An 18,739-nucleotide genomic window follows, 5' to 3' on the forward strand; every position below is an offset into this window, starting at 1 on the left:
TTTTAAATTTCTATATTCTTACTTTTGGGTAAAGTAAACACGATGCAAGCACCTTTTGTACTTGGTTGTGCCCAAATTTTACCTTTGTGATGGTCAATTATTTGTTTGCAAATTGCTAATCCTAATCCACTACCAACAGGTTTTTTAATGTTTTGATTAGTCGATTGATAGAATTTTTCAAATATGGCTTCAAAATCATTTGGGTTAATCCCTTTTCCGTTATCATGTACGAAAGTATGAATAAAATTATCTTTTTCAATAATTTGAATCGTAATTAATCCTTCACTATCAGGACAAAATTTTATGGCATTTGATAATAAATTAGTTACAACTTGTATTATTCTATCTTCATCGTAGTAGGCATTGATTTTATCTTTACTTTCAATATGAATCGTAATGTTTTTATTTCTAATAAGTTGCTGTAATGGTTCGATAGATTTTTCGACAGTTTCCACCAAATTATTTTTACTTGGATTGATGGTCTGTTTTCCTGTTTCAAATTTTTCCAAATCTAAAATTTTATCAATTAAACGATTCAATCTATCTGATTCTGAAATGATATTTTGAAGAAATTGTTTTTTCAAATCTTCTGGAATTTCGTCATCATCATGCAAAATTTCACTGGCAGCTCGAATCGCGGTTATTGGTGTACGAAGTTCATGAGTTACGGTGTCTAAAAACTCATCTTTTTGCTTGTCTTTAATCATTAAAGATTCATTGGCATTCTGCAATTTGGCTGTGATTTCTTTTAATTCGTTAGAAGTTTCAGTCAGCTTTTTATTAATGATAATATTTTCTTTGGATTCTTCTAATATTTTTAAAACTTCAGGTAAGGTGATTTTCTCTTCTTTTACAACACTAGAAATCAATATTCTAGCAGAAGCCGTTCCGATATGACCAGTAAGAAGGTTTTCGGCAAATTTGATTAATCTAGCATCAGCAAGTTCCACTTTTTTATCGACATTATATTTAACATTGAAAATATTCATGGCTCGTTTGGTTCGCTCTTCACCAAGAAAACGAATCAATACTTTTTCAATATCGTTTCTGTATGCTGTTCCTTTCCAGATAAATGCATCCTCGTGATTGGTAATGTATTTGTTTATATCAACAAACATTTCGGCATAATTCCGCTCACGATAATTTCCTTTGAAACTCACAGAAACTGCAAAATATGTAACAGCATTAAACAACAAACTCCAAAATAACGCATGTGGCACTGGTTGTAAATAATCTAATCCGAAAAGTTGGAAAGGCTTTAGCAAATTGAATCCCATAAAACCTTCTGAAATAAAATTGCTAGAACTATTCGTAATTCCAATGGCGTAAGGAATTAGCAAAGTATAAATACAAATAGCAAATCCGACCAAAATACTATAAACAGCTCCTAATCTTGAACCTCTTCTCCAAAACAAAGCTCCGAAAAAAGCTGGTGCTAATTGCGAAATAATTACAAAAGCAACCAATCCGATGGAAACTAAATTATAATCTAATCCGAAAAATCTATAGATGAAATAAGACAAGATGATTAAGGAAAAAATACCTATTTTTCTGCTATTCAAGATACTTTTACTACTAACAGCGTCTACGCTTTTTAATTTTCCTAAGAGGTTGTAAGGAATTAAAATATTATTGGTAATCATGGTTGAAAGTCCGATAGAAGAAACAACAATCATTGAAATTGCTGCTGAAAATCCTCCAAGAAATACCATTACAGTTAATGTTTTTTCATCGAATAATTGAGGGATCAACAATGAATAAGTATCTGAATTTACATTCTTTCCGTCAAACAAAATATTTCCACCCCAAGCAATTGGATAAACAAAAATATTAAAAATCAAAAGGTATAAAGGAAACAACCAAACTGCGGTATTGATATGATTTTCACGATTATTTTCAATTACCGAAACTTGAAATTGTCTAGGTAAAAGAAAAATTGCAAACATGGAAAGCACACAAAGTAAAAACCAATTAATAGCCTGAGGCAAACCACCAATAGTGTTTTTTTCTTTAAAATTTTCTAACAAACTGGCTTTTTGGTATATATCATCAAAACCATCAAAAACAAAAAAAGTGACGTAAACACCGATAATTACAAAGAACACTAATTTTAAAACGCTTTCCATAGCAACAGCAGTAACAATTCCTTTTCTTTTTTCAGATGCATCGACATAACGTGTTCCATAATATGATGCAAAAAGTGCTAAGGCAACTGCAACAAGAGTAGTTGTGTCATCAAAAATGTATTTGCTTGTTGGAGTATTGGTTACCACGTGAAAAGTTTCCGAAATTGCTTTGAGTTGTAATGAAATGTAAGGAATGATTCCAGTTAGGCAAATAATCGTTACAATAGCTCCAAGAAAACGACTATTTCCATATCGAAGAGAAATAAAATCGGCTATACTTGAAATTTTATTGACTCTAGATATTCGGATAATTTTTCGAAGAATTAATATCCATGAAGGCGCAATAATTATTGGTCCGAGATAAATTGGAAGGAAACTCAAACCGCTTTCAGCAGCAACTCCAATGCTTCCGTAATAGGTCCAAGCGGTACAATAAACAGCTAATGATAAAGTGTAGACGTAAGGATTATTAGTCCATTTACTATTGCCTTTTTTCTCTGCCCAATGCGCAATGTAAAAAAGAACAGCCAAATATCCCGAAAGAATTACCAAAAGTGCTATACTATTCATTGTATCGTTTTACAATTAAAAGTGAAACTAATATTGAAAACAACCAAATAGAGAAAAAGTAAATGTAGACTACAGGAAACCCAAGAAAATTTTGCGCAGAATCAAAAAGTAATGCAATAGGAAGATTGAATCCTATTAACAAAACTATAGAAACGATAACTAATTTTTGTTGATGTCTTTTTTTCATATTAAGTCACAATGTAGAAAAGGGACTAAGCTTTATTGTTGATTATTTTACGAATTTACACAAAGTTTTTCAAACTATTAAACTTTTAGACCTTCTGTTATAAATGCTCAAAAGCCCTTACCTGAATAAGAGCTTCTGAGACTAACCAATAAAATAATTTAATCTTCGTATTCATCGGTTATTGCATACCAACCAAAAATGGTCAAACCAGTTACAATCATAGGTAATAATATAAAGAAAACAATAATTCCAAAAACTAAATCATCTTGTTTTCCTGTGGTCAATTTGTAACCAAAAATTCCAATTGAAAAGTAAGCAACTGCAGCAGCTAGTGCAATCCAAACAATTCCTAAATATTTTTTTAATGCGTTCATAGTTTTATGTTTTAGTCGTGAAGAGTATTAATTTTTCTGTCAATATAGATCATTCCAATAACGAAACAAACTGCGGCAATTCCAATTGGATACCATAATCCTTCAAGGTAAAATTCTACATCACCAGCTTCTTTTGCATTCGTAACAAAGTACGTTGAAATTGCAGGAAGTAATCCTCCAAAGATACCATTTCCAACGTGATAAGGTAATGACATCGATGTATATCTAATTTTAACCGGGAACATTTCTACAAGGAATGCAGCAATTGGACCATAAACCATAGTAACAAAAATTACTTGAATGAAAACCATAAAGATTAAAAACCAACGATCACTACTGTTAATCATTTTAGTAACTTTAGTTTCAATTTTATCTTTTCCTTTGTCGTCAACCATTACTTTTCCAGCTTCAAAATGGATAGTTTTAATTTCTTCAACTGTAGTTCCGTCAGTGTAAGCTTTTGTAGTAGTATAGATTGAATCCATTTTAGTAGCGTCAACTTCTTTTATAGAAGGCACAACTTTAGTTTGAGCAACAATTTCGGTCTTCTTAGTTAAATCTGTTGAAGTATACATTGCTCTGTAAATTGGACGATATAATAAAATCGCTAACAACATTCCTGTCATCATAATTGATTTTCTACCCCATTTATCACTTAACCAACCAAATACAACAAAGAAAGGAGTTCCCATTATTAATGCAACACCTAAAAGCATATCTACTTGTGAAGAATCTATACTTTGTACAGTTTTCAAGAAATTCATTGCATAGAATTGTCCAGTGTACCAAACAACACCTTGTCCCATTGTAGCTCCAAATAATGCAAGAAGAACGAATTTTAAATTGAATTTATTTCCGAAACTTTCTTTTAATGGATTTGTAGAAGTCTTTCCTTCTGCTTTAGTTTTTGCGAAAGCTGGAGATTCGTGCATGTTTTTACGAATCAAATAAGAAACAAAAACCATTAAGATTGATACCCAAAACGGTACTCTCCAACCCCATTCATCAAAAGCTTCTTTTGATAATGATGCTTTAGTTACTAAGATAACCATTAAAGAAATAAACAATCCTACAGTTGCAGTAGTTTGAATCCATGAAGTCCAATATCCTTTTTCTCCAGCAGGTGCGTGTTCAGCTACATAAGTTGCGGCTCCACCATATTCACCTCCAAGAGCTAAACCTTGAAGTAAACGAAGAATTAATACTAAAATCGGAGCTGCAAAACCAATAGTTTCATAACTTGGAATACATCCAATTACAAATGTTGCTCCACCCATTAACATTAACGTTACCATGAACGTATATTTTCTTCCAATTAAATCACCTAATCTACCAAAGAAAAGTGCTCCAAATGGACGTACTACGAAACCAGCAGCAAATGTCGCTAACGTTGACAAGAACGCTGCTGTTGGATTATCAGTTGGAAAGAATTTGGTTGATAACACTACGGCTAAACTTCCGAAGATGTAAAAGTCATACCATTCAATCATTGTTCCCATTGAGGAAGCGGAAATTACTTTCCAAATACCTGTTGTTTTTTTATCGCTCATATTTATATAGTTTTTAGTTGATTATTTTTTAGAATGTATAAGCACAAGAAATCATTGCTCTAAAGTTTCCTACTTCTTTTTGGTTTAAATCTGCTGCACCACTTGCATCTGACTTTAAATCTCCCCAAGTAGCTTTTGTGTATTCAATTTCTGGAGTTATTCTGAATTTATTTTGTTTAAAATCTACTCTTGCAGAAGCTCTCCAAACATTATCTACAACTCTAGTTCCTGAAATACCTCTCATATAGTATTTAACAGTTTCGCCAGCAGCAAGTCCATTTTTATCAGCTCCATCATTTTTTGTATATCCAAAGAATAATCCAGGTGCTGTTTTTTTGTTGTTACTAGCCAAATCCAACCAAAATGATGAAGTTTTCGTTGCCTCATATTTTTCTTGTTGTCCAGCAACTGTATAGCCATTAAAACCTCCTAACATGACTAAGTTGTACATGTCTTTTCCAGAAATACCATAAGCTTTGATAGAAAATTTATCATTTGAATATTTGAAATATCCAACAACTGAAGTACTATTTACTTTTTCAGTTGAAGATTTTCCAGCAGACTCTGTTAAAGGTTGTAATGATTTATATTCGGCACCTAAACCAGCAATCCAATTTTTATTTTTAAATTGAAATTGACCATGTAATGTTGGTAAAGCGGAATTGAATGAAGCAGAATTTTGTGTTCCTCCTGTAGCGGTTTGTGTAGTAAACTCTCTTTCTTTATATGCTGTCAAAGCAAATGAAATTTCTTTTGAAAGATTTTGTTTTAATCTAATTTGTGATGCCCATCCAAAAGGATTAAACATGATTCCTGTGCTAAAGTTTGCAACACCAGGAAAAACTTCTGGAATAAATGTTGGATACCATGTTTGTCCTAAAGTAAGTGTTGTTTTAGACCATTCCATATTAGCATAAGCATGGCGTAATCTTAAAAGACCAATTGAAGATTCTGTATTACCAAAGAAATCACCTTCAAGTGTTCCTGACATTTTTGATCCCCATACATTAGGTCCTTTTACTTTAACTCCTAATCTAGAAACTACAGATAAAAAATTTGAAGCTCCAACTCCGTTCAAATCATCTCCATTTGCATCAAGAACTTCATCAAGCGGATATAAATTTAAGTTGTATTCTCTAACTTGTGCTGATTTTCTAGTGTCCCAAATATAATCGGTTCTAATAAATCCATACATACTTACATCCCATTCTTTTTCTGCAGGAGCTGCAGGTGCAGTTGTAGTTTGTGCATTTCCTATAAAAGAGAAAGTTGCAAAGGATAACAAAATAATTTTTTTCATAAGGTTTAAAATTTGGTTAGTAATTCATTTTTGCTTGACCAAATTCTAAAATTTTGTTAATGAAAAAAATTATGATATATATTTATGTAAATACTATAGTTAATCCTTGAAACGTTCCCACTTTATTAGCATAAATTTGTCTCCTAACTCGGTTATTATCATTCCAGCGCCTTTCAATTGGTCTTTGTTTTTTAAAAATTCTACCAATTCTAAGTGGTTATATATCTTATATGTAGGATGGTAATCTGTATGATTAGGTTTTGTTACTTTATATTCTTTAACCCAATTACTAACAGTTACATGAGAGACACCAATAATACGCTCTATTTCTCTAAAACTTAAACCTTCCAAATAAAGTTGTAAAGCCTTAGTAACATAGTAACTATCTATCTTTTTTCCGAGTTTATTTACTGTAAAATAATAATTGCATTTTTTACATAAAAATCTTTGTCTGTCTTTGATTACACCACTTTTTACAATGTTGTCACTTTGACATTTTGGACACGCTAAAATCTCCATATATATAAATTTTGCATAAATATACTAATTTAGCAAATATACAAAAACATTTTTGCCATTTTTTTTACAATAAAATTATAGAGTATATAATTTTACAAGGAAATTATTTCATTTATACTAATTTTTAGCTAAAATTTACTTTTTCAATGTTTTAAACTACCTTTTCAATATAAAATATATAAAGTTGATAATTTTTACCAATCGATTTTAGAATATTCCTATTAATTTCATTTAATTTGTAAAAACAATACAACAAAATGCAATTTGATCCCAAAGATTTAGATTCATCATCCTTATACAAGCTTATCACAGGTTCTATAATTCCAAGGCCTATTGGTTGGATTTCAACAATTGACCAAAAAGGAATAAACAACCTTGCTCCTTTCTCCTATTTTAATATTGTTGGTGAAAAACATATTATGTTTACAACTGCCAAAAATAAGGGTCAAAATAAAGATACCTTATCAAATGTTTTGCAAAATGGTGAGTTTGTTTTAAATATGGTTACTGAAGATGTAGTTGAAGCAATGAACATGACATCGGCTGAATTACCTTCTGATGTAGATGAATTTCTGCATGCCAATCTCACACCTATTGATTGTAAATTGATAAAACCAAAACGTGTTAAAGAATCCAAGATTTCTTTTGAATGCAAAATGATTCATAATTTCACAATGCCACATCCAGAAAACAATGGAGCAACTATGATTGTTGGAGAAATTGTAATGATGCATTTTGATGATGATGTGCTCTTAGATAATTATAAAATCAATATGGAAAATTACAAACCAGTTTCAAGATTAGCAGGTTCCAATTATAGTAAAATAGGAGAAATATTCTCTGTCAAAAGAAGTTAAATATAAAAATCCGCGGAAATCAGTGTTTTATAGCATCCGTTTCATCCGCGTTCCATTTAAATATGAAAATAGCAGTAATAGGTGGCGGTCCTGGTGGACTTTACTTTTCAATCCTAACCAAAAAAGCAATGCCTCATTGCCAAATAGATGTTTACGAACGGAACAAACCCGATGATAGTTTCGGATTTGGAGTAGTTTTTTCAGATGAAACTTTGGGTGAGTTTTTAAAGCGAGACATGCAATCGTATGAATTAATTCGTTCCAACTTTGCTTATTGGGACGATATCATTGTTGCTCGTGATGGACAGTTCGTAAACATCGCAGGAAATGGTTTTTGCGGTTGTTCTCGTAAAACATTATTAAAACTATTGCACCAACGTTGTCTTGAAGAAGGTGTTAATCTTCATTTTGAACAAAATATTGATGATTTAAATCACTATAAAGATGCCGATATAATTATAGCTTCCGATGGAATTTCGAGTGGAATACGTTCTAAATACGAAAAGGAATTTGGAACCAAAGTTGTTTTAAAGAAAAACCGTTTCGTTTGGTTAGGTTCCACAAAGCCATTAGATGCTTTTACTTATTTTTTTAGAACTACTCCACATGGTGTTATCGTTGCACATTCCTACCAATATGAACCAGGAATGAGTACTTGGATTTTCGAATGTTCAGATGAAACTTGGCAAAAATTCCAATTTGAAGTTACTAATGAAGAAGATACAATCACAAAAATTGCTCAAATTTTCAAAGAAGAATTAGACGGACATCCATTAATTTCAAATAAATCGCATTGGCGACAATTTCCACATGTAACCAATGAAAAATGGTATCATGAAAATGTAGTTTTGTTAGGTGATGCCAAAGCTACAGCCCACTACTCTATTGGTTCGGGAACAAAATTGGCTATGGATTGCGCTATAGGGCTTTCGGATGCTGTAATTGCAAATTCAAACAATGTTCAAGCCGCTTTTGAGCAATACGATAAAACTCGAAGAAATCCTGTAGAGATGATTCAATACGCGGCTTTAGTGTCGTTAGATTGGTTTGAAAACATGGATAGGAACAACCAACATCCTTTTTACCAATTTGCGTTTGGTTGCATGACACGTTCTAAAAAAGTGACTTTCGAAAATCTACAAATTCGTGATAAATCATTTACTGATAAAGTTTTAGAAGAATTCAATGACAATTGCAATGTCAATATCAAAAATCAATCGGCTGCTTTTTCAAAATACAAAGTAAGAGATTTAGAATTGCAAAACCGAATCGTAATGTCGTCTATGGGTCAATATTCGGCTAAAGGTGGTTTCGTAAACGATTGGCATTTTCAGCATTATACCTCAAGAGCCATTGGCGGATTGGGATTAATTTTGACGGAAATGACTGCTGTTTCAGAAACCGGACGTATTACTTTAGGTTGTTCAGGTATATATAATGAAAACCAAATAGTTGAATGGAAACGAATAAATGATTTTATTCATGAAAACACACAGACTAAAATCGGAATTCAATTAGGTCATTCGGGTCGAAAAGGTGGCTCAAAAATTCCTTGGGAAGATAGTTTTTCTGGAGAAAGTTGGGAATTACTTTCCGCTTCTGCAATTCCATTCAATAAAAATTCAGCAACACCAAAAGAAATGAGTTTGTTAGATATGGATTTGGTTACTTCACAATTTGTTCAAGCAGCAAAAAATGCCAACGAAGCTAGATTTGATTTAATCGAATTACAAGCGCATCATGGATTTTTACTAGCTTCTTTCCTATCACCATTAACAAATAGTAGAACAGATGAATTTGGTGGAAGTATTGAAAATAGATTAAAATTTCCATTACGAGTTTTCAATGAAATGCGAGCTATTTTCCCAAAAGAAAAACCAATGTCAGTAAGAATTTCAGCAACCGATTGGGTAGAAAACGGAATTTCAGAAGATGATGTAATGGCAATAGCAACTACTTTTAAAAATGCTGGCGCAGATATAATCAATGTTTCTACAGGAAATACAGTTGCCAATCAGAAGACAATTACAGGCAGAATGTGGCAAACACCGTTTTCAGATGCCGTTCGAAATACAGTTCATATTCCAACGATTACGGCAGGTTATATTCAAGATATTGATCAAATAAATACTATAATTCTAAACGGAAGAGCCGATTTAGTAGCTTTAGGAAGACCTTTGTTATTGGATGCTAATTTTGTGAGAAATGCTCAAGCATACGAACAATTTCAATCAAATGACATTCCAAATCAATACAAAATGGGAATATCACATTTGTATCCACTAAAAGTTTCAGAAAGAAAACAAGCGGAAGCTATGAAAAAAGCGTTGAAACCGAAGAGTAATAAGAAATAGTATTAAGATTTGTAGTATTGAGTATTAAGACAAAACTTTGTGACTTCGCATTTTTTGCGAGAAATATAAAATTATGAAGCATTACGAAGATAATTTTGCACATTTAAATTTACCAAGTTTAGACTTGCAACCTAATTATGCATTTACTGATTTACCGCAATTCAATCGACCAGAAATCCTCAATTGTGTAGAGAAATTATTAGATAATCATATTACTGAAGGTCGAGGTAATAATATTTGCATTAGAACTTTTCAAGAAACATGGACATATCAGGATTTGTATGAAAAAGCCAATCAAATTGCACATGTTTTAGTTGATGATTTAGGTTTGAAATCTGGGAATAGAGTTTTAATTCGTTCGGCTAATAATCCAATGATGGTAGCTTGTTGGTTTGCAGTTTTAAAAGCTGGTGGAATTGTAGTTGCCACAATGCCTCTACTTCGTTCCAAAGAATTGACAACTATAATTGATTGTGCCGAAATTTCTCATGCATTTTGTGATAAAGAATTAGAAGAAGAAATCCATTTAGTGAAATCTGATTTTTTAAAGAGAACTTGTTTTTATGGAAATTCTCAATTAGAGGAATTGATGGTTTCAAAACCCAAGACATTTGATAACTACCACTCCAAATCTGATTCTGTTGCTTTAATTGGATTCACTTCTGGAACAACAGGTTTGCCCAAAATGACCGCACATTTTCACAAAGATATTTTGAATATTTGCGAATGTTTTCCACAGTATTCGCTGCAACCTACTCAAAATGATATTTTTACAGGAAGTCCACCACTTGGTTTTACCTTTGGTTTAGGCGGATTGGTTTTGTTTCCTATGTATTTTGGTGCCTCTACTTTTTTAATTGAAAAACCAAGTCCAGATTTGTTATTAAAAGCCGTTCAAGATTATAAAATAACTATTTGCTTTACAGCTCCAACAGCTTGGCGAATCATTACAACTAAAGTAAAAGAGTTTGATATTTCTAGCTTACGTAAATGTGTTTCGGCTGGTGAAACTTTACCATTAAAAGTTTGGCAAGATTGGTATGATGCAACCGGATTGAAAATTATTGACGGAATTGGCGCAACAGAAATGCTACATATTTTTATTTCATCTAATGAAGAAAACATGAAACCTGGAGCAACTGGATTAGCAATCACAGGTTATGAAGCCAAAATTATTGATGAAAAATGGAATGAATTGCAAAGAAATGAAGCTGGAAGATTAGCGGTTAGAGGAATTACAGGTTGTAAATATTTGAATAGAGAAGACAAACAAAAAGAATATGTTGAAAACGGTTGGAACATCACTGGCGATATTTTCCGTCAAGATGAAGATGGTTATTTTTGGTTTGTGGCTCGAGGCGATGATATGATAATATCTTCAGGTTATAATATTGCTGCCATTGAAGTAGAATCGGTACTTTTAACACACGAAGATATTCTAGAATGTGCAGTAGTCGGAATGCCAGATGAAGAACGAGGAATGTTAGTTTGTGCACATATTGTTTTAAAAGATTATAATGAAGCTTCAAATCAATTGATTAAAGATATTCAACTATGGTTCAAAGAAGTAGCTGCACCTTATAAATATCCAAGGCAAATATATTTTGTTGAAGAATTACCTAAAACAGAAACAGGAAAAATCCAACGATTTAAGTTGAAATAGTATTAAGATGAAAGTATTAAGTATTAAGATTTTTTAACTTGCTAACTTTGCGTAATTCTTTGCAACTTTCCGGTTAAACAACAAAAAATGAGAAAAGCATTCCTAATAATAAGCATCACCATTCTTTCCTTAACTGGAATTCTAATTTACGTCAATTGGAAATTTAGTTTTTTGCTATTGATATTTATTCCATTGATTTTAATGGGATTATACGATATGTATCAATCCAAAAAAACTATTCGTAAAAATTTTCCTTTACTAGGAAGAATGCGTTATTTATTAGAAGGGCTTGGTCCAGAAATGCGTCAGTATTTTGTAGAAACCGATTTAGACGGAAAACCGTTCAATCGTCTACAACGAAGCATTGTGTATCAACGAAGTAAAAAAGAATCAGATTCGATGCCTTTTGGAACGCAATTAGACGTTTATCAAGATGGTTACGAATGGATTAATCACAGTATTCGAGCGATTCCTTTTTCTAAAGGAAATGAGAATCCTAAAGTTCATATTGGTTCTTCGCAATGCACAAAACCTTATGATGCAAGTATGTTCAATATCAGCGCAATGAGTTTTGGTTCATTAAGTAAAAATGCTATTTTGGCTCTGAATAACGGTGCAAAACAAGGTGGATTTTATCATAATACTGGTGAAGGCGGATTGTCTCCATATCATTTACAGGGTGGCGATGTCGTTTGGAATATCGGAACAGGTTATTTCAGTTGTCGTACTGCTGACGGAAAATTTAATTATAACGAATATACCAAAAGAGCGACTTTAGATAATGTCAAAATGATTGAAATTAAGTTTTCACAAGGTGCAAAACCAGGTCATGGAGGAATTTTACCTAAAGAAAAAGTAACCGATGAAATTGCAACTATTCGTTTGGTTTCGAAAGGTCAAGATATTTTGTCACCACCAACCCACTCTGCTTTTACAACACCATTGGAATTAATGGATTTTGTAAAATTATTGCGAAAAGGTTCCGAAGGAAAACCAATTGGAATCAAAATTTGTATCGGAAATAAATCGGAGTTTTTATCTATTTGTAAAGCAATGGTCGAAACCAAAACTTATTTAGATTTCATAACGGTTGACGGTGGCGAAGGCGGAACTGGTGCAGCACCACAAGAATATTCAGATCACGTTGGAATGCCTTTGCGCGACGCAATTGCCTTTGTTTACGATTCTTTAAATGGTTTCGGAATCAAAGATCAAATAAAAATTATTGCTTCTGGAAAAGTTATTACAGGTTTTGATATTGTTCGTACACTTTCATTAGGTGCAGATTTATGTAATTCTGCTCGCGGAATGATGTTTGCTTTGGGTTGTATTCAGGCTCTCGAATGTCACAACAACACTTGTCCAACCGGAGTTGCCACTCAAAATCCAGATTTAATGAAAGGATTAGTTCCTGAAGAAAAGAGCTTTCGTGTAGCGCGTTTTCAACACGAAACCGTAAAATCTGCAATGGATTTAATGGCATCAGCAGGATTATCACATCCCGACGAAGTAACGCGTGATGTAATCACCACTCGAATCGACCGAAACAAAGTAGAAACTTTCGCCGAAATATTTCCCGAATTAGAAACTGGTTGTTTGTTATTTGAAAGCACAGTTCCCAAAGAATTTTTGTACTTTTGGAGGAAAGCATGTAGTGAGAAATTTTAATTTGTTCAAAAATCAAAAATCGTTAATCTTCAATCGTTAATAAATATGAGCCAACCTTTCATAAAAAAAGAAAAAATCCGTTTCAAACATATTGATTACGCAGGAATTGTTTTTTATCCTCGTTTTTTAGAAATGCTTAATGATTTAGTAGAAGATTGGTTTGAAGAAGCCTTAAAAAGACCTTTCTCCAAAATGCACGAAACTAACGGAATTCCAACAGTAGATTTGAAAATACAATTCAAAAATGCTGCACGAATTGGAGAAACGCTAACCAAAAAACTTTGGGTTAAAGAATTAAAATCATCATCAATAGTATGCGGATTTCAATTTGTTAATCAAAACGAACAAACCGTTTTAGAAGGCGAAGTAACTTTGGTAAACGTAAAAATCCAAGAAGACAGACAAAGCATCAAAGCAGAAGCTTTTAATGAAGAAATGAAAGTAAAAATATCCAGTTTTATTATCTAATAAAAATTATGAAACATCTAATTATAATAATACTTCTAATCTTCTTTGCTAGTTGCAACGATAAAGATGATTATTTGTCAATAATAAAGGATAATAATGAAATATTAAAAAATCAGTTAGATGTAGAAATTTACCAATTAAAAACCAAAAGCATTGAGGCTCGTGGTGAGTTTGTTGAGAAGTATAAAATTTTTAATAAAATTTATACAAAGATCATTGCAATAAATAATTATAAAGATTACGAATTAGGAATAAATGAAATTCAAAATTATTCTACTAAAGAAAAAATCAATTTTGAATGTGAAAAAATAAATTCTGAAAATATTGAAGTTTTACAAAATAACTTATTAGTGAATTTTACAAAGTTTTGTAATTATTCCAAAATATTTCGAGTTGCTGTTGTTTCAACTAATTGTAGATTTATGAGTAGTTCAAAATTTATAAATATTCAAAATTATTTAAAAAATGATTCTATCAATATTGATTTTGCATCCAAAATTAATGTCAGTAATTATGATGTAGTCATTGATTCTATAGTAGATACAAATCAAAACAAATCAAATTTTAAAAGTGATTTTATTAATAAATTCTGGAAAGTAAAATACAAGTCTAATTCAAAAAAATCTGTAATTTATTGGAAGGTATTTTTTCATAATAATAATTGGGATGAAACAATTTTATTTGAAAAAGGTATCGATACTATTACAAACAAAATCAAACAATAATGGACTTCAAAAAATTCAAAGCCGCAACAGTTCAAACATCACCAGTTTTTCTCAATGTAGAAAAAACGATTGATAAAGCTATTTCTTTCATTAAAGAAGCCAGTCAAAACGGAGCGCAATTAATTGCTTTTCCAGAGGTTTTCATCGCTGGTTATCCTTATTGGAATTGGATTATGACACCAGTTCAGGGCAGTAAATGGTACGAGCAATTGTATAAAAATTCTGTTGCAGTCTCTGATGAATCAATGAAACCATTATTCCAAGCGGCAAAAGATAACAACATACATATTGTAATAGGAATCAATGAGCGTGGCGATTCTTATGGTGAAATTTACAACACCAATTTAATCATAGACAACAACGGAACTCTAATTGGAAAACACAGAAAGTTAGTTCCAACATGGGCAGAAAAATTAACTTGGACAAGTGGCGATGGTTCATCATTAAAAGTATACAACACTGAAATTGGTCCAATTGGAACTTTAGCTTGTGGCGAAAATACTAATACTTTAGCACGTTTTACGTTACTTTCTCAAGGCGAATTAATTCATATTGCCAATTATATTTCACTTCCAGTAGCACCACCAGATTACAATATGGCTGAAGCAATAAAAATTCGTGCAGCAGCTCACTCTTTTGAAGGAAAGTTATTTACCATAGTTTCGTGTTCTACAATTTCTCAAGAAATAAAAGACGCTTTACGAGAAGATGTTCCCAATGTTGATGAACTTTTAACTAGAAAAAATTCTGCTTTTTCAGGATTTATTGGTCCGAATGGCGCTATAATTGGTGAAGCTTTGATAGACGACGAAGGAATGGTTTACGCCGATATTGATTTGGAAAAATGCATCCAACCGAAACAAATGCACGACATTCTCGGACATTACAATAGATTTGATATTTTCGATTTGAGAGTAAATATTGCTCCTACTCGAAAAATTACGTTTATTGATAATCACGAAGAATTTAATAAAAAATAGTAAAATGATGACTTCGAGAGCCTCAGTCAACATTTTTTTAAATAATAATTATGGAAGATAAATTTTCAGATGACCAAATTGGTCGTGCAAGAGTACAAGATTCTCCTGAATTAGTAGCTTATTATAAAGAACTAGAAACGCTTGGTGCAGGTGCATTATGGACTGTTGCCAATGATATCGAACCTTGGGAACCAAGAAGTTCATCAGTTCCAATGCTTTGGAAATATGATGATTTACGCGAATTAGTTTTAAAATCCTCTGAGTTAGTTACACCAGAGCAAGCAGGAAGACGCGTAGTTTATTTGGTAAACGACAAACGCAAAGATGTTTCAGCAGCTGTTGGTTGGTTGTATACCGGAATTCAAGTAACTCGTCCGGGTGAAAGTACTTCGGCACATCGTCATCGTGCTTCTGCCCTACGCTTTATTATGGAAGGCGAAAAAGGATACACTGTTGTTGATGGAAATAAAATTATGCTGGAAGTCAATGATTTTGTTATCACACCCAATTCCACTTGGCACGAACATGGAGTTGAAGAAGGCGGCAAAACTTGCATTTGGCAAGATGGTTTGGATATTCCGTTGGTAAATGCTTTGGAAGCTAATGATTATGCCGTTTATGATGGCAAGCAAGAATTGGTAAAACCATTAAATTATTCACCAATAACTTATGGTTGCGCCGGATTAATTCCTGCCGATAAAAATTGGAATAAACCGTATTCTCCTTTGTTTAAATATTCTTGGAAAAATGTTTATCCAGCACTTTTAGAAACTCAAAAAGTCAATGAGGTCAATCCTTTTGATGGTATATTTATGCAATATTCTAATCCATTAACTGGTGGACATGTGATGCAAACTATGGGTGCAGCAATGCAATTATTACCTGCAGGTTTCAAAGGAAAAGCGCATAAACACACAGGTTCTTTTGTATATCAATGTGCCAAAGGAAAAGGATTTTCAATTATTAATGGAAAAAGATTTGATTGGAAAGAACGGGATATTTTCTGTGTTCCAAGTTGGGCTTGGCATGAACACCACAATTTATCCGAAACGGAAGACGCTTGCTTATTCAATTTCAATGATTTGCCCGTGATTGAAAGTTTAGGATTATATCAAGGAAGAGAATTGGAAGAAAATAATGGTCATCAGAAAATAGAATAAAGAGAATAGAAAATAGACTTTTAACTTGGCGCCTTTGCGTCTTAGCTGCTTACATATGAAACTACTTACCTACAAAACACAAGACACCGAACCAAGATTAGGATTTATACACAACAATCAAGTGATTGATATGGAAGATTTTGGTGAAATATCCAATTTTCCTTTACCAGATAACATGCTGGATTTAATTGATATGGGATTTGAATTAGTCGAAGAGCTTAACGATATGATTGCAGAAACTGAGCAATCTTTTTTCGATGAAATAGCTTATGAAATGGACGAAGTAACGTTCCTTGCTCCTATTCCTAAACCTCGAAAAAACATCATTGGAATTGGTTTAAATTATACCGAACACGTTGCTGAAAGTGCCAGAACATTAGACACAACCGGAAAATTACCACAGAAACCAATCATATTTTCAAAACCACCAACGACTGTTACTGCCACCAATACAGAAATCATAAAAAACACCAAACTAACTGAACAATTAGATTGGGAAGTGGAATTGGCAGTTGTTATTGGTAAAAAAGGAAAATACGTTCCAAAAGCCGATGCAATGGATTATGTTTTTGGTTATACAGTAATCAACGATATTTCTGCTCGTGATTGCCGTCGTGAAGGACAATGGATAGTTTCAAAAGGGCAAGATACTTTCGCACCAATGGGACCTATTTTGGTAACCAAAGACGAAATCGAAAATCCACACAATTTGAATTTATCTTTAAAAGTAAACGACGTTGAAAAGCAAAATTCAAATACCAAATTCTTGTTATTCAATATCAATGATTTAATTGAAGATTTAAGTATAGTTTTCACTTTAGAACCTGGAGATATCATTGCAACAGGAACTCCAGCAGGCGTTGGAGCTGGAAGAAATCCTCAAGAATGGTTGTATGATGGTGATGTTGTTGAGGCAACTGTGGAAGGAATTGGAACGATTGTGAATACAGTTAAGGAGATATAATTTACTGTGAAAGTTACATATAAAATAAATAAAAAATCATTTTATGAACCAATAAAAAATTCAAAATGGATTTATTTAACTTTTTTATTTTATACAATTTTCACTATTTATCTTTTTTATAACACCGGAATTTTAATATTTACATTATTATTTCTTTCAATTCCATTTCTATTACAAATAATTTTACATCTTGATTATTATTTTAATGATAAAGATACAATATTAGAAATTGATTATTCAGAAATGAAAATAATTCAAACTAAAAAGAACATCAAAACTGAAATTTATTTTGACGAAATTTATAAAATAATATATTTCAAAGGAAGTAAGTATCCGGAAAAATTTGGAAAATATGCAATACCTTCAAATTTTTATAATTTCACCGTTATTGTATCAAAAGATAAAAAGAAAATAAAGTATACAGATTTTATATTAAAAGATTTTGGATTATTTCCAATTGAAAAAAGAGTTGTAACTACTCCATTTCTTAATTTAACTAATAACATAATCTAATAAAACAAATGAAAAAATACAGAATAGGTCAAATAGTTCCATCATCAAACGTAACTATGGAAACCGAAATACCGGCAATATTCCGTTCACGTGAAACCATTTTGCCTGAACGTTTTACTTTCCATTCGAGTAGAATGCGAATGAAAAAAGTAACTAAAGAAGAACTCGAAGCCATGGATTCCATGAGTTTGAAATGTGCTCAAGAACTTTCTGATGCTCATGTAGATGTTATGGGTTATGCATGTTTGGTAGCAATTATGAGCATGGGACGAGGTTATCACTGCGTTTCGGAAGTAAATTTACATCAAGAAACTGTTGCTAATGACTTTCCTACTCCTATTGTAACTTCTGCTGGAGCTTTAATTAATGGTTTGAAAGTTTTAGGTGCGAAACAAATTTCGATAATCACACCTTATATGCGACCTTTAACAGATATGGTTGTAGATTATATTGAACATCAAGGTATAAAAGTGAAGGAAAGTATTGCTCTGGAAATTCCTGATAATTTGGAAGTTGCAGCACAAAACCCATTGAATTTATTGGAAATTTACAAACAATTGGATTTGACTGATGTCGATGTTTTGGTAGTTTCTGCTTGCGTTCAAATGCCATCTTTAGAAGCAATTGATTTAATTCAAGCAGAATGTGGAATTCCTGTTACATCTGCCGCAGTTTGTACTACCTTTGAAATGATGAAGAAACTCGGCATCGAAACCAAATCAGCTATCGGTGGAGAACTTCTAAACGGTAAATACTAAATA

Annotated in this window: 17 protein-coding genes; 11 read left to right on the forward strand and 6 right to left on the reverse strand. The window is 32.3% G+C overall.

What is annotated here, in order from left to right:
• Window positions 1–2: 2 nt before the first annotated feature.
• The 6 genes from ABD771_RS11355 to ABD771_RS11380 all read right to left on the reverse strand — a co-directional run bounded on the left by ABD771_RS11355 (window position 3) and on the right by ABD771_RS11380 (window position 6,626).
• Window positions 3–2,696 (reverse strand): ATP-binding protein, encoded by a 2,694-nt coding sequence (locus tag ABD771_RS11355; protein ID WP_345094621.1) that lies wholly within the window; start codon window positions 2,694–2,696, stop codon window positions 3–5.
• Window positions 2,689–2,883 carry a hypothetical protein gene (locus ABD771_RS11360; protein ID WP_298303928.1) on the reverse strand — a complete coding sequence of 65 codons (195 nt, stop codon included), beginning with the start codon at window positions 2,881–2,883 and terminating at the stop codon, window positions 2,689–2,691. The genes ABD771_RS11355 and ABD771_RS11360 overlap by 8 nt, the downstream gene beginning before the upstream one ends.
• A 158-nt stretch (window positions 2,884–3,041) precedes the next feature.
• Window positions 3,042–3,257, reverse strand: coding sequence for a DUF6814 family protein (locus tag ABD771_RS11365; protein ID WP_298178020.1), 216 nt, complete (start codon window positions 3,255–3,257; stop codon window positions 3,042–3,044).
• Between the two features lie 11 nt (window positions 3,258–3,268).
• Window positions 3,269–4,807, reverse strand: coding sequence for an MFS transporter (locus ABD771_RS11370; RefSeq protein WP_345094625.1), 1,539 nt, complete (start codon window positions 4,805–4,807; stop codon window positions 3,269–3,271).
• Window positions 4,808–4,835: 28 nt separating this feature from the next.
• Complete coding sequence (locus ABD771_RS11375) at window positions 4,836–6,107, reverse strand: hypothetical protein (RefSeq protein ID WP_345094628.1); 1,272 nt, start codon at window positions 6,105–6,107, stop codon at window positions 4,836–4,838.
• A gap of 99 nt (window positions 6,108–6,206) precedes the next feature.
• The gene (locus ABD771_RS11380; protein ID WP_298303922.1) at window positions 6,207–6,626 is read right to left on the reverse strand and encodes an IS1/IS1595 family N-terminal zinc-binding domain-containing protein; all 420 of its coding nucleotides are present in this window, start codon (window positions 6,624–6,626) and stop codon (window positions 6,207–6,209) included.
• A gap of 257 nt (window positions 6,627–6,883) precedes the next feature.
• Between ABD771_RS11380 and ABD771_RS11385 the strand changes: the two genes are divergently transcribed.
• From ABD771_RS11385 to ABD771_RS11435, 11 genes are all read left to right on the forward strand, one after another.
• Complete coding sequence (locus tag ABD771_RS11385) at window positions 6,884–7,483, forward strand: flavin reductase family protein (protein WP_345094631.1); 600 nt, start codon at window positions 6,884–6,886, stop codon at window positions 7,481–7,483.
• Window positions 7,484–7,545: 62 nt separating this feature from the next.
• Window positions 7,546–9,837, forward strand: coding sequence for an oxidoreductase (locus ABD771_RS11390; RefSeq protein WP_345094633.1), 2,292 nt, complete (start codon window positions 7,546–7,548; stop codon window positions 9,835–9,837).
• Between the two features lie 73 nt (window positions 9,838–9,910).
• A complete protein-coding gene (locus ABD771_RS11395; RefSeq protein WP_345094635.1) occupies window positions 9,911–11,500 on the forward strand; it encodes an AMP-binding protein in 1,590 nt (529 codons plus the stop codon).
• Window positions 11,501–11,587: 87 nt separating this feature from the next.
• Window positions 11,588–13,168 carry an FMN-binding glutamate synthase family protein gene (locus ABD771_RS11400; RefSeq protein WP_345094637.1) on the forward strand — a complete coding sequence of 527 codons (1,581 nt, stop codon included), beginning with the start codon at window positions 11,588–11,590 and terminating at the stop codon, window positions 13,166–13,168.
• Between the two features lie 45 nt (window positions 13,169–13,213).
• Window positions 13,214–13,636 carry an acyl-CoA thioesterase gene (locus tag ABD771_RS11405; protein ID WP_345094639.1) on the forward strand — a complete coding sequence of 141 codons (423 nt, stop codon included), beginning with the start codon at window positions 13,214–13,216 and terminating at the stop codon, window positions 13,634–13,636.
• A gap of 8 nt (window positions 13,637–13,644) precedes the next feature.
• The gene (locus ABD771_RS11410; protein WP_345094641.1) at window positions 13,645–14,361 is read left to right on the forward strand and encodes a hypothetical protein; all 717 of its coding nucleotides are present in this window, start codon (window positions 13,645–13,647) and stop codon (window positions 14,359–14,361) included.
• A complete protein-coding gene (locus ABD771_RS11415) occupies window positions 14,361–15,341 on the forward strand; it encodes a carbon-nitrogen hydrolase family protein (RefSeq protein ID WP_345094643.1) in 981 nt (326 codons plus the stop codon). The genes ABD771_RS11410 and ABD771_RS11415 overlap by 1 nt, the downstream gene beginning before the upstream one ends.
• 50 nt (window positions 15,342–15,391) lie before the next feature.
• Window positions 15,392–16,501: a cupin domain-containing protein gene (locus ABD771_RS11420; RefSeq protein ID WP_345094645.1), complete on the forward strand. Its 1,110-nt coding sequence runs from the start codon at window positions 15,392–15,394 to the stop codon at window positions 16,499–16,501.
• A gap of 55 nt (window positions 16,502–16,556) precedes the next feature.
• Window positions 16,557–17,465 (forward strand): fumarylacetoacetate hydrolase family protein, encoded by a 909-nt coding sequence (locus ABD771_RS11425; RefSeq protein ID WP_345094647.1) that lies wholly within the window; start codon window positions 16,557–16,559, stop codon window positions 17,463–17,465.
• 6 nt (window positions 17,466–17,471) lie between these two features.
• Entirely contained in the window at window positions 17,472–17,978 is a 507-nt protein-coding gene (locus ABD771_RS14340) for a PH domain-containing protein (protein ID WP_486320574.1), read from the forward strand.
• 8 nt (window positions 17,979–17,986) lie between these two features.
• A complete protein-coding gene (locus ABD771_RS11435; RefSeq protein ID WP_345094651.1) occupies window positions 17,987–18,736 on the forward strand; it encodes a maleate cis-trans isomerase family protein in 750 nt (249 codons plus the stop codon).
• Window positions 18,737–18,739 lie beyond the last annotated feature (3 nt).

The organism is Flavobacterium chungnamense (assembly GCF_039539165.1).
GTDB lineage: Bacteria > Bacteroidota > Bacteroidia > Flavobacteriales > Flavobacteriaceae > Flavobacterium > Flavobacterium chungnamense.

What these genes read in the sequence shown, in the direction of transcription:
- ABD771_RS11370 (WP_345094625.1), bottom strand. Translation starts at nt 4,807, where the DNA reads ATGAGCGATAAAAAAACAACAGGTATTTGGAAAGTAATTTCCGCTTCC.
- ABD771_RS11395 (WP_345094635.1), top strand. Translation starts at nt 9,911, where the DNA reads ATGAAGCATTACGAAGATAATTTTGCACATTTAAATTTACCAAGTTTA.
- ABD771_RS11425 (WP_345094647.1), top strand. Translation starts at nt 16,557, where the DNA reads ATGAAACTACTTACCTACAAAACACAAGACACCGAACCAAGATTAGGA.
- ABD771_RS11385 (WP_345094631.1), top strand. Translation starts at nt 6,884, where the DNA reads ATGCAATTTGATCCCAAAGATTTAGATTCATCATCCTTATACAAGCTT.
- ABD771_RS11375 (WP_345094628.1), bottom strand. Translation starts at nt 6,107, where the DNA reads ATGAAAAAAATTATTTTGTTATCCTTTGCAACTTTCTCTTTTATAGGA.
- ABD771_RS11435 (WP_345094651.1), top strand. Translation starts at nt 17,987, where the DNA reads ATGAAAAAATACAGAATAGGTCAAATAGTTCCATCATCAAACGTAACT.
- ABD771_RS11355 (WP_345094621.1), bottom strand. Translation starts at nt 2,696, where the DNA reads ATGAATAGTATAGCACTTTTGGTAATTCTTTCGGGATATTTGGCTGTT.
- ABD771_RS11380 (WP_298303922.1), bottom strand. Translation starts at nt 6,626, where the DNA reads ATGGAGATTTTAGCGTGTCCAAAATGTCAAAGTGACAACATTGTAAAA.
- ABD771_RS11420 (WP_345094645.1), top strand. Translation starts at nt 15,392, where the DNA reads ATGGAAGATAAATTTTCAGATGACCAAATTGGTCGTGCAAGAGTACAA.
- ABD771_RS11365 (WP_298178020.1), bottom strand. Translation starts at nt 3,257, where the DNA reads ATGAACGCATTAAAAAAATATTTAGGAATTGTTTGGATTGCACTAGCT.
- ABD771_RS11360 (WP_298303928.1), bottom strand. Translation starts at nt 2,883, where the DNA reads ATGAAAAAAAGACATCAACAAAAATTAGTTATCGTTTCTATAGTTTTG.
- ABD771_RS11390 (WP_345094633.1), top strand. Translation starts at nt 7,546, where the DNA reads ATGAAAATAGCAGTAATAGGTGGCGGTCCTGGTGGACTTTACTTTTCA.
- ABD771_RS11400 (WP_345094637.1), top strand. Translation starts at nt 11,588, where the DNA reads ATGAGAAAAGCATTCCTAATAATAAGCATCACCATTCTTTCCTTAACT.
- ABD771_RS11415 (WP_345094643.1), top strand. Translation starts at nt 14,361, where the DNA reads ATGGACTTCAAAAAATTCAAAGCCGCAACAGTTCAAACATCACCAGTT.
- ABD771_RS11410 (WP_345094641.1), top strand. Translation starts at nt 13,645, where the DNA reads ATGAAACATCTAATTATAATAATACTTCTAATCTTCTTTGCTAGTTGC.
- ABD771_RS11405 (WP_345094639.1), top strand. Translation starts at nt 13,214, where the DNA reads ATGAGCCAACCTTTCATAAAAAAAGAAAAAATCCGTTTCAAACATATT.